Origin of the sequence: Teichococcus aerophilus, from assembly GCF_014490485.1 — a bacterium.
In the GTDB taxonomy this organism is placed as follows: Bacteria; Pseudomonadota; Alphaproteobacteria; order Acetobacterales; family Acetobacteraceae; genus Pseudoroseomonas; species Pseudoroseomonas aerophila.
This window is the reverse complement of record NZ_JACTVA010000047.1, coordinates 35,281-46,267: the sequence shown is the minus strand read 5'-3', so window position 1 is coordinate 46,267 and position 10,987 is coordinate 35,281. Positions and strand designations below refer to the sequence as shown.

Sequence of the window (10,987 nt, the reverse complement as noted above, 5' to 3'; positions counted from 1 at the left end):
TACCGGACCACCACCTCAGTGTCAACCAGTATTTTAGCTTTATTTAGCAGCGCCTCAGTCTTTACTTCCCGGCCACTCAGTTGCCCTTGCGGTGGGGGGCGGTTTCTACCCAACCATCCCAACACCGTCAACCGGCTTTCGCAGAAAAAATGCAGCGCCGCTGAAACTGCCCCTCATCCTGCTCCGACGGCCGATGGCAGCCACACCCGGAAGGTCGCGCCATGCCCCTCCTCACTCTCGATCACCAGCTGCCCGCGGTGCCGGTTGATGATGTGCTTCACGATCGCCAGGCCCAGCCCGGTGCCGCCAGCGCCGCGTGAACGGCCCTTGTCCACCCTATAGAAGCGCTCCGTCAGCCGCGGGATATGTTCGCGCGCAATGCCCGGGCCATCGTCGGTGATCTCCATCACCGCGCCCGGCCGGTCCCCCTTCATCTGGCGCACCACCAGCCGCACCGTGCCGCCCTCCCGCCCATGGCGGATGGCGTTCTCCAGCAGGTTGCGCAGCACCTGCGCCAGTTGCTCCCCATCGGCCGGCGTGGCCAGCGCAGCGTCATCCAGCGCCAGATCCAGATGCACCGAGCGCCGGGCCAGGATCGGCACCATCGCCTCCGCCTCCGAACGCGCCAGCTCTGCCAGCAGCACCTGGCCGGTCGGTGCCTGGTGCTCCGTCAGCTCGATGCGGGACAGGCCCAGCAGATCGTCGATCAAGCGGCGCATCCGCTCCGACTGTTCGGCCATGATGCCCAGGAAGCGCCTGCGGGCATCGGCGTCATCCTCCGCCGGGCCACGCAGCGTCTCGATGAAGCCGATCAGGCTGGCCAGCGGCGTCCTCAGCTCATGGCTGGCATTGGCGACGAAATCGGCCCGCATCCGCTCCACCGCCCGCTCCCGCGTCCGGTCTATCAACTGCACCACCAGCCGGCCACCATCCAGCAGCGGCGGGTCCAGCGGAATCACCTGTGCCGCCAACTCCCGCGAGACCGGTACCGGCAGCACGATATCCACTGCCTGGACCGAGCCCTCCAGCAACGCGCGATCCACCGCCCCTGCCAGCGCCGGGTGGCGCAGCAACGCACCGGTGTCGCCTGCCAGCGGCCGCATATCTGCCACCGGCACGCCAAACAGCAGCCGCGCCGCCCGGTTGGCGCGCAGCGGCGTCCGGTCCTCCGCCAGCACGAACAACGGGTCGGGCAGGTTCTCCAGGATGGCCGCGTCGGCGCGGCGCAGCCGGCCCACCAGGGCACTGCGCTCATCCAGGCTGCGGGCCAGCCGGGCGGTCGCCTCGGCCACGTCCCGCATGGCCGGCAGCATCGGCGGTCCGGGCGAGGCCAGCGCCTCCCCATGCCCCTCCGACGCCCGGCGCAGCACCGTCGCCAGCCGTGCCAGGTTGCTCAGCCAGATCCAGGCCACCAGCCAGGCGCCCAGCACGGTGACGCCTGCCCCCAGCAGCGCCAAAGCCGGGTCCAGCCACCGCCCCACGCCCAAGGCCAGGAACATCGCCACCGGCACCCAGCCGATCAACGCCGCCGAACTCGCCAGCCGCCCCAAGGAGATGGGTGCCGCAACCTGTTCCGTCATAAAGGAACCACTCTCTTCACCAAGCCTGCAACAATACGGCGGCCAGCCCGGCAGGGAACCGCCAAGGCCTTGGCAGCGCGTGTTTCTTTCATGACAGTCGGGGGAACGGCTCGTTGTGGGTGCGAGGCGTTCCCGGGGAGGTTGGCCAAGGAGGGCTCTGCCCTCCCTGGGCCCTCCCGCCGGGGTGGAAAGTCCACCCCGGACCCCGCTGCGAGTTGCCGGGAAGGATCACCAGCAGCCGCACTTATGGCCACGCAATAAACAGGGCAGATGAAGGGATACTGACCGCAATAATCGATGCCATTTACAGGCATACATCATAGAATATAAGAAATTTTAAATCAGATTTATTTCAATAATTCCGGCCGGTAAAAGCAGTACGGTGCGCCGAGAGCCGTGGAACTTGGAGCATAAGTCAGCGCCCCCCGCATAGCCCGAGTAAGCCAGGCCATATCGGCCAATTGGAATCAGGAAGCCATGAGCGCTACGCAACCCGCAACGCATGGCCTCAACTAACCAGCCAAGCCCCCAGGGTCCGATCATAACAAGAAAACGCAAACGCCACCCGCAGCGCCAAAACTCACGGCGGGGTCTGGGGTGACCCTGTCACCCCAGCGGGGGTCCAGGGGGCAGCGCCCCCTGGCCGAAGCCAAAAGCCCAAGGGCTTCAGAACGCCGCGGTCCCCGGCAGTTCCGCCGGCTGAACCACCTGGCCATCGATCCCCGGTGTCAACGCGAACACCGCCAGGGCCCGCTGCACCTCGCCATTCGGCCCCAGGCGGAAGGCACCATCGGCACCCAGGATCATCTCGCCCACCGGCATCGGCGGCACCGCATCCGGCTGGCCGCGGATGGCCCGCGCGGCAATGGCGGCCGCATCGTAGGCCACGCCCACCACGCGGGACGGACGTTCCCCGAATGCCGCCTGGAAGCGGCTTTCGAACTGCGCGCGCGCATTGGGGTCGCCGCCAGGGAACCAGGCGCCGTTCAGCGCCGCTTCCTGCGCCAGCGTCGTGTCCTGCGCCCAGAGCGAGGTACCGGCCAGCTTCATCGGCGGCACCGCTACTCCGCCGGCCACCAGCCCGGCCGCGAACTCGCGCGCCCGCGTCCCGGCCTCGGAGAGGATCAGCACGTCCGCGCGCGGCGCACCGCCCTCGCCCGGCTGCAGTTGCGCGGCCACGTCGCGCGCCGCCAGGGCGGGCGCGGCGGCGGCGGGGTAGCTCAGCATCAGCGGCGCCGGCAGGCCCAGATCCTTGGCCGCCGATTGCAGCCCGGCCGCCAACTGCCGCCCGAAGGCACCGGACGGTGCCGCCAGGGCGAAGCGCGTGGCGCCCTGCGCATTGGCCGCCGCCACCAGCCGGCGCATCTGCTGCGCCGGGGTGATGCCCAGCGGCCAGACCAGCGGCGTCGCCTGATTGGAGTCGTTGGTAAAGGGCAGCATCGGCACCGAGGCCGCCCGCGCCGGCACCGCCGCCGCCGAGGTCTCGGCCGAGGTCAGCGGCCCCACCAGCACCCGCGCCCCGCCGGCGATGGCCGAGCGGGCCGCTTCCGCCGCACCCTGGGAGGTACCGCCGGTATCACGCGGCACGAATTCGAAGCCCGGCGCCCCCTGTTCGAACAGCGCCAGCTGGGCGGCGTTCAGCATGGCCTGGCCCAGCGCCGCATTGCTGCCGGTCAGCGGCAGCAGCAGCGCCACCTTGGTACGCGGCGGCGGCCCCGGCGGCAGGCCGCCGCCCGGTGCCGGCGCCACACCACCACTGAAGACAGGACCCGAGGCTTGCGGCGCACAGGCCGACAGCGCCACAAGGGCACCCAGTGCCAGGGCGGCCCGCCGCAATCCCCTTGGCTTCCCAGCCCCCGGGGTGTGCGCTCCGTGGGTCCTTGCCGAAGGAACAGCGCGTGCAGACGGACGAACCTCGACAGGACCAGCCAGCAACCTCGGAAACTGCAACGGAAACCTCCCCTCCACCGGCCGGGGAGCCCGGCCATGATACGCTGACGACAACCCCGGGCGAACGCGCCCCAGGCCATGCCCCAGGACTTATCCTGGTCTCGACGCCGATCGGCAACCTTGGCGACCTCTCGTCCCGCGCCGTCGCCACCCTGAAGGCGGCCGACGCGATCCTGTGCGAGGATACCAGAGTAACCGCGCCGATGCTGGCCCGTCATGGCGTTTCGGCGCCCCTGGTCCCGCTGCACGATCACAACGAGGATCAGGCCACCCCACGCATTCTGGCGCGCATCGCCCGCGGTGAACGCCTGGCTCTGGTTTCGGATGCAGGCACACCGTTGATGAGCGACCCGGGCTTCCGCCTGGTCCGCGCCGCCATCGCCGCCGGCGTCACCATTTCCGCCGTGCCCGGGCCCAACGCGGCGGTAATGGCCCTCACCCTCTCCGGCCTGCCGCCGCACCCCTTCCTGTTCCACGGCTTCCTGCCCGCCCGCGCCGCCGCCCGCGCCGCGGAACTCGCCAGGCTCCGCGCCGCCGAGCGCGCCGGCCTCTCCGCCACCCTCATCTTCTATGAGGCCCCGCACCGTCTGGCGGAGACCCTCGCCGCCCTCGCCGAAGCCTTCGGCCCCCGCCCCGCCGCCGTGACACGCGAACTGACCAAGCGCTTCGAGGAAATCCGCCGCGCCCCCCTGCCCGAGTTGGCCGCCTACTACGCCGAGCACGCGCCCCGCGGCGAAATCGCCCTGGTGGTCGGCCCACCCGAAGCCGAGGAAAACACCGCCGAGGCGGAACTGACCCTCGACGCCCGCCTCCGCGCCGCCCTTGCCGCCGGCGAAAGCCTGCGCGACGCCGCCGCCCTGGTCGCCACCGCCACTGGGCTGCCCCGCAAGCAGGTCTACGCCCGGGCGCTCGAACTCCGCTCGGAGGATTGAGGGGAGAGGTTAGAGAAGAGAAGGCCGGGGAAAGAATTCCCCGGACCTCTTCTTCTTTTCTGCGAGTTTGGCAAAGCGCTGCAGGACCAAAGCGGACGCTTCTGATGATATTTAAAATGGGCCACGCGGGCTGAACCCTCAGTCGCCGGAGGTCCTAGACCTCCGGCGCACCCAGCCGGGTCCCAGGACCAACTCATCAACAGCCACACCCCGCATAAACTCGAAAAAGAAAAGAAGGGGCCCGGGGAATTCCTTCCCCGGCCTTCCTTCCCTTCTCATCAAGCCCCCCCGGAACGATCCCTCCCGACCTCGCCTCACCCGCTTGTCATCGCCAACGACACCCCTTAGGCACGGAGCCGGGTGACAGCACGCCGAGGAGCCCCGCAGGCATGGCCGAGACGCTGCGCGCGATCGAAACTCCGATCGTCATCTTCTCCTTCGATCGTCCGCATTACCTGCGCCGCCTTTGCCAATCGTTGAAGGCGCAGCAGGGTGTGGAGTTGGACGAGCGCCGCATCATCCTGGTGCAGGATGGTGCCGTCTCCCGCCATTCCGGCGTGCGCTACGCGGAGGAGGCCCGGCTGGCGGAGAGCGTGGAGGTGTTCCGCGAGAGTTTCCCGACCGGCCGGGTGCTGCGCAGCGAGGAGAATCTCGGCATCGCCTTCAACATCCGGCGCGGCGAGACGCTGGTGTTCGAGACGATGAAGACCGATCTCGGCTACTTCTTCGAGGACGACCTGGAACTCGGCCCTGCCTACCTGCTGATGATGGAACGGCTGCGGGAGGCAACCGCGCAGCTTCCCGAGGTCGGTTACTTCGCCGTCTACGGCCAGCACCGTTCGCGCCCCGATCTGGACCGGCCGCTGGAGCTGGTCAGCATGGAACACCACTGGGGCTTCGGCCTGCGGCGACAGGCCTGGCAGCGCATCGACGCCTGGCTGGCGCCGTATTTCGAGATCCTGCGCAGCATGGACTACCCGCGCCGCAACGACGTGGAAATCTTCCGCTTCCTGCAGCGGCACGGCATGGCGTGCGACGTCACGTCGCAAGATGCGCTGAAGGCCCTGGCGGCGGCGGCCAATGGCATCGTGCGGGTGATGACCGATGCCTGCTTCGCCCGCTACATCGGCGAACAGGGTGCTTCCTTCAGCGAGGCGCATTTCCAGCGCATGGGCTACCACCGCACTCTGCTGGTGGAACGGACCGACCTGACCCTGCCGCCCCTGGCGCCGGGCCGCAGCGCCGCCATCCTGGCCGAGCAGCAGCAGCGCTTCACCACCTTCCGCAGCGAGCATCTGGACCGCCACATGGCGCAGTTCGCCGCACGTAACTTCAACCCGGACCGCCTGCTGCGGCGGGAGGATGTGGACGACCTGTTCCGCCTGCTGCTGGACCGCCTGCCGGAGAGCGAGGAGATCTACACCCTGTATGTCGGCCGCCAGACGGTGCGGGAGCTGCGGTCCAGCATCGCCGGCGGCCGCGAGTTTCGGGCACGCCTGCCGCGCCAGGGATGAACGCTGGGCAGCGCCCGGCCCGCTCTCGCCTTCCAGGGCAGACCGGCATTTGGACTTGGGTAAGAAAGGCCGGGGAAGGAATTTCCCCGGACCCATCTTTTTTCTGTGAGTCTTCTGGGTGTGGCTGTGGCGGCGTCAGCCGTTTCGGGCCCGGGCTGGGGTTACGCAGGAATCCACGACCACCGGAGGCTGATGCTTCGGCCCGGACGGCCTACCATCCTGCCAGCGTGTGACGGCTTGAATTGGAAGCGCTGAAAAGCCTGAGTCACGCGCACAGATAGACTCATGGGCCATGGTCCGTGAAGGCATCTGCTCCCATCGCCGCACAGGCCGGCTTTGAAGCCCTACGTCCACTAAGGGAAAAAAGGCGTAAACGTATACGTTTACGCAGGGGAATTCTTTCCCCTGACCTTTTCCTCCTACCCTGAACCGAATGCCGCCCGCCCGGGTCACGCCCCCGGCCGAACCACCCGGCAGCCGTCACGCATCAGGGACAGCCGACGGGCGCCTGGCCTTGCGGGGTGACGTGGCGCGCAACGTCCTGCAGGCTCATCGCCGAGGCACCGTCGCAGGCGATGCCGCGCTCCAGGTGCTGAGCCAGCACGGTCTCGACGCCATCATCGTCCGGCAGCAGGCTGAACCGGAACGCTTCAGTCGCCACAACAGGGACGCTGAGGCAGAGTGCCAAACCTAACAGGGCAAGATTGCGCATTGTCGGAGATCCTGACGGTCTGCGCCGGTTAACAACGCGACACGGCCATCGGTTGCCGTAACAATCCGATTGTCGCGGCATCAGGCAAAGCCAGGCAGGACGCAACGCAGCCAAGGCCTTACCGCCACTTCGCAGCATCCTGTCAGCGGTGCTGGCATCGGCATTCACTCCCGGCACAGGAAGAACCTTGGCTGAGATATTCCCAGGGTCGGGGCCTTAAGAAGGGCGGTGCCCCTTTCAAACTTTCCAAAGGCTGAGGCCTTCGGAAACCCGTCCTGTCGTGCGGCGCCCCAGTGAATCGCGGGTGCAGGGATCGCACCCCTGTCGGGGGAGCTCGAGGGAGGCAGCATTCCCTCGACCCAGGCCGCCTCGTTCAGCGCAGAAGTGCCGGCAACATCAGATCCAACCGGATGCGGCCTTCCCAGGTGGCCACCAGCCGCCCGTCCGGCTGCCATTCCAGGTAGCCCTCATCCAGGCAGGCGGTCAGCATGGCGGGGTCCAGTGCCTCAGCCAGCGTCACGCCGGTGCGGCGCTGCAAGCGGGCGGGGTCGATGCCCTCGGCCAGGCGAAGCCCCATCAGCAGCGCTTCGCGCGCACGGTCCATCGCGGCCAGGCTCTCCTCGTGGGTCACCGCGTGGCCATCGGTTTCCACCCGCGCCAGCCAGGCTTCCGGGCCACGATGCCGGCGGGCGGCGCGCAGCTCGCCGCCCAGCATCAGCCGCTGGTGCGCGCCCGCGCCGATGCCGATGTAATCGCCATACCGCCAGTAGGCCAGGTTGTGCCGGCTCTCCGCCCCCGGCTTGGCGTAGTTGGAAACCTCGTAGGGCTGCAGGCCGAAGCGCGCCGCTTCCTCGCCCGTGGCGAAGTACAGCGCCGCCGCATCGTCATCCTCCGGCAGCGCGAAGGCGCCGCGGGCATGCTCGGTGGCGAAGCGCGTCCCGGGCTCGATGGTCAGCTGGTAGAGCGAGAGATGGTCCGCCGCCAGCGCCAGCGCCTGCCGCAGCTCAGCGCGCCAGGCATCCTGCTGCTGGCCGGGGCGGGCATAAATCAGGTCGAAGGACAGGCGCGGGAACAACCCCCGCGCGGCCTCAAGCGCCGCGATGGCCTGGCCGGCATCATGCTTGCGGCCCAGGAAGCCCAGCGCCGTGTTGTCCAATGCCTGCACGCCCAGGCTGGCGCGGTTGACGCCGGCGGCGCGGAACTCCGCCAGCTTCGCCGCCTCCACGCTGGTCGGGTTGGCCTCCAGCGTGATCTCGATATCGGGCGTCGGGTCGAACAGGCGGGACGCGTCGGCGATGATGTCCGCCACCACCTGCGGCGGCATCAGGCTGGGCGTGCCACCGCCGAAAAAGATGGAAGCCAGCGGGCGGCGGATTCCAGGCGCGTCAGCCTCGATCCGCGCCGCCTCCCGCGCCAGCTCCTGCCGCAGCGCGGCGCCGTAGCGGGCGGCATCCACCTGTTCCCGCACATGGCTGTTGAAATCGCAATACGGGCACTTGGCCGCGCAGAACGGCCAGTGGACGTAGAGGGCGAGCGGTTCGGTCATCTCGGCGCGATATGCGCATGCATGGGCGGGAAGTCGAGCGCCCGTGCGGGCCCCCCACCTATTCGCCTGCCGCTGGGGACGCGAGCGTGTGGAGAAGGGAGCGCCAGGGAAGGCATTCCCCGACCCCATCTTTTTCTGCGAGTCTTGGTGTGGAAAGGGTCAGCCGAGTATCGCCGCCGCAGAATGAGGGCGGAGAGGCTGGTAAGGCGTGGTGGAATTTTACGTGCGGCACGGAGGCACCGCAGGCCGGATGCGCGGACATCGGGCCGAACCGCTGACAAGCCGGCGCGGGATAGAGGCGCCGCAACCAGCCCAGCAGGCTTTTAAAAACAATCTCTTGGATTATCCGGTTGCTCTGGCGGCAGCCGGTGCGCCGGGATTTTGCGTCCGCGCGAGTTAGCGCTGGCCGGCTGGCGGCACATTGGCCGCCAACATGCCTGGGCATAAAAGGTCGGCCCGGGCACATGGCTGAAGCCGGATTTCAATCAAGGGAGTGCCTCGCCCGGAACGCGCCGCCGGCCAGGCGGGATGGATCTCCCGCCCAAACCGTGCAGCCCGTCTCAGTCGACGGGCGCGAGGCTCTTGATCAGGTCGAAGACGCGCTTGCGCACGGCAGGCTCGTTGATGCGGTAATAGGCGCGCACCAGCTCCAGCGTCTCCCGCTTGTGCAGCGCGTCGTCCTCGAAGCCTTCCTGCTGCTCGGCGAAGCCGCCGCCCATGCGGGCGCGCAGCATGCTGGTGGTGGCGCTGCTGCCCGTGGCCCCCGGCATGTCGTCGAAGAAAAAGCCGATCGGCACATCCAGCACGCGGGAGAGGTCGAACAGCCGGCTGGCGCCGATGCGGTTCACGCCACGCTCGTATTTCTGCACCTGTTGGAAGGTCAGACCCAGCGCCTCGCCGAGCTTTTCCTGGCTCATCCCCAGCAGCGTGCGGCGCAGGCGAACCCTGCTGCCGACATGCGTGTCGATGGGGCTGGAGCGGTGTTCCTTCTCCGCCCGGTCAGCGACCTCGGCCTGGGCCATCGTCTTTACCTTTCCGTACAATGCGCTGGCGGGATGAGCGGTGTACCCCGCCCCTCGCATGCAACCACTTCTTAGGGAGAGCGAAAGATTGCGTCAACTCTTTCGAGAATTCTCAATAAAGAGATGGTCTTTCAGGTGGTTCTGTTGCGCTGCATACAACCGGCCAGCATCAGCGCCAGTAAAATCAACCCTGCCGCGCCACCCGGTATCGCCAACCCAAGGCGGGCAAACAAAGTCGGCGTCAGCGCGGCCGGCAAAGGCGCCAGGGCACTGCCCATCTCGCCCAGGCCGATTCGCGTTACAACCCTGCCGTGTGCGTCAAACACCGCGGAAACACCGGTTTGCGCTGCGCGTGCCAGGGGTAGCCCTTCCTCCACCGCGCGCAACCGCGCGGCCGCCAGATGCTGGAACGGCCCGGCCGAGAAGCCGAACCAGGCATCGTTGGTCACGTTCAGCAGCCATTGCGGCCGCTCCGCGGGCACTACCGCGCCGGGGAAGATCACTTCGTAGCAGATCAACGGACTGAAGCTCGGCAGGCCCGGCACCGTCATCGCCACCGCGCCCGGCCCGGCGGAGAAATCCATTCCCCCCTGCACCACCCGAATCGGGATCAGGCCGCGCAGCGGCATGTATTCACCGAATGGCACCAGGTGCGACTTGTCATAAGCGCCCAGCAACGCCCCATCCTGCCCGATGGCGGAAAGGCTGTTGAACACCGCGCTCAACTGCCGGTCCGCGCCGAACTGGGCCCGCACGGAACCGGCCAGCAGCACCCCGCCGGGCGGCAGCACCTCGGCGGCGAAGCGGCGGGCATCGGCATCGTTCGGCAGCAGGAAGGGGCTGGCGGTCTCCGGCCAGATCACCGCCAGCGTGCCGCCTGCCGGCGCCCGTGCCACGCCCTCCCGCGTCAGGTCCAGGTAGCGGCGGAAGATCGGCCAGCGCATCTCCTCCCGCCACTTGGCCTCCTGCTGCACGTTGCCCTGCACCAACAGCAGGTTCACCCCAGTGGGCGCCGGCTCCGGCTGCGCCAGCCGCCAGGCGCCGAAGCCACCTAACGCCAGCAGCGCCACCGCGCCCCCTGCCACGGCCCGCCGCCCCAGCGCCGGCAGCCCCGCCAGCAGCATCGTCAGCAGGGACAGGCCGTGCACGCCCACCAGCGCCGCCGCCTGCAGCGGCAGCGCATCGAACGCCCAGACGCTGCCGGTCAGGTTCCAGGGGAAGCCGGTGAACAGGAAGCCGCGCAACAGCTCCATCAGCACCCAGGCCGCCGCCAGCGCCAGCCAGCGCGGCCAGCCCGGCCGGGCGAACCAGGCGACGATGGCCGCCAGCGCGATATACGCCGCCAGCGGCACCGCCAGCCCCGGCACCGCGACCGGCACCAGCCAGCCCCAACGCCACGGGTCCGTCAGCAACGCGTGGCTGATCCAGTACAGGCCGGCAACATGGTGGCCCATGCCCCAGGCCATGCCCAGCACCCCCGCCCGCTTCCAGCTGCCCGCCCCGTCCAGCAAGGCCAGCAACCCCGGGATGGCCAGCAACAGCACCGGCACCGCATGCACCGGCGGCAGCGCCAGCGCCGCCAGCACCCCCAGCCCGAACGCCGCGAAAACCGCACGCCGGCCAGTCAGGCGCCGCAGCGCCGGCAAGACATTCCATGTCACGTGAAGCAGGTTCCGAGATGCGTGTTGGATGGACTTGATGGGATGGGGAGCCGGTTGGGGCAAGGGGGGA

At 68.6% G+C, this 10,987-nt stretch carries 8 protein-coding genes; 2 read left to right on the top strand and 6 right to left on the bottom strand.

Features of this window, described 5'->3' with window-relative positions; all coding sequences use genetic code 11:
• Positions 1 to 173: 173 nt before the first annotated feature.
• Together IBL26_RS20275 and IBL26_RS20270 are read right to left on the bottom strand one after the other, a co-directional pair.
• Complete coding sequence (locus tag IBL26_RS20275; protein WP_187786327.1) at positions 174 to 1,580, bottom strand: ATP-binding protein; 1,407 nt, start codon at positions 1,578 to 1,580, stop codon at positions 174 to 176.
• Between the two features lie 666 nt (positions 1,581 to 2,246).
• Complete coding sequence (locus tag IBL26_RS20270) at positions 2,247 to 3,416, bottom strand: penicillin-binding protein activator (RefSeq protein WP_187786326.1); 1,170 nt, start codon at positions 3,414 to 3,416, stop codon at positions 2,247 to 2,249.
• A gap of 62 nt (positions 3,417 to 3,478) precedes the next feature.
• On the opposite strand from IBL26_RS20270, the gene rsmI reads away from it, so the two are divergent.
• Complete coding sequence (gene rsmI, locus IBL26_RS20265; RefSeq protein ID WP_187786325.1) at positions 3,479 to 4,462, top strand: 16S rRNA (cytidine(1402)-2'-O)-methyltransferase; 984 nt, start codon at positions 3,479 to 3,481, stop codon at positions 4,460 to 4,462.
• 389 nt (positions 4,463 to 4,851) lie between these two features.
• Positions 4,852 to 5,976 (top strand): glycosyltransferase family protein, encoded by a 1,125-nt coding sequence (locus IBL26_RS20260; RefSeq protein WP_187786324.1) that lies wholly within the window; start codon positions 4,852 to 4,854, stop codon positions 5,974 to 5,976.
• Positions 5,977 to 6,463: 487 nt separating this feature from the next.
• Here the strand turns inward: IBL26_RS20260 and IBL26_RS20255 are convergent, their stop codons facing one another.
• The 4 genes from IBL26_RS20255 to lnt all read right to left on the bottom strand — a co-directional run bounded on the left by IBL26_RS20255 (position 6,464) and on the right by lnt (position 10,917).
• Entirely contained in the window at positions 6,464 to 6,688 is a 225-nt protein-coding gene (locus IBL26_RS20255; protein ID WP_187786323.1) for a hypothetical protein, read from the bottom strand.
• A gap of 373 nt (positions 6,689 to 7,061) precedes the next feature.
• A complete protein-coding gene (gene hemW, locus IBL26_RS20250) occupies positions 7,062 to 8,234 on the bottom strand; it encodes a radical SAM family heme chaperone HemW (RefSeq protein WP_187786322.1) in 1,173 nt (390 codons plus the stop codon).
• 560 nt (positions 8,235 to 8,794) lie between these two features.
• A complete protein-coding gene (locus IBL26_RS20245) occupies positions 8,795 to 9,256 on the bottom strand; it encodes a helix-turn-helix domain-containing protein (RefSeq protein ID WP_187786321.1) in 462 nt (153 codons plus the stop codon).
• A 131-nt stretch (positions 9,257 to 9,387) separates the two neighbouring features.
• Entirely contained in the window at positions 9,388 to 10,917 is a 1,530-nt protein-coding gene (gene lnt, locus IBL26_RS20240) for an apolipoprotein N-acyltransferase (RefSeq protein ID WP_367615474.1), read from the bottom strand.
• Between the last annotated feature and the right edge of the window lie 70 nt (positions 10,918 to 10,987).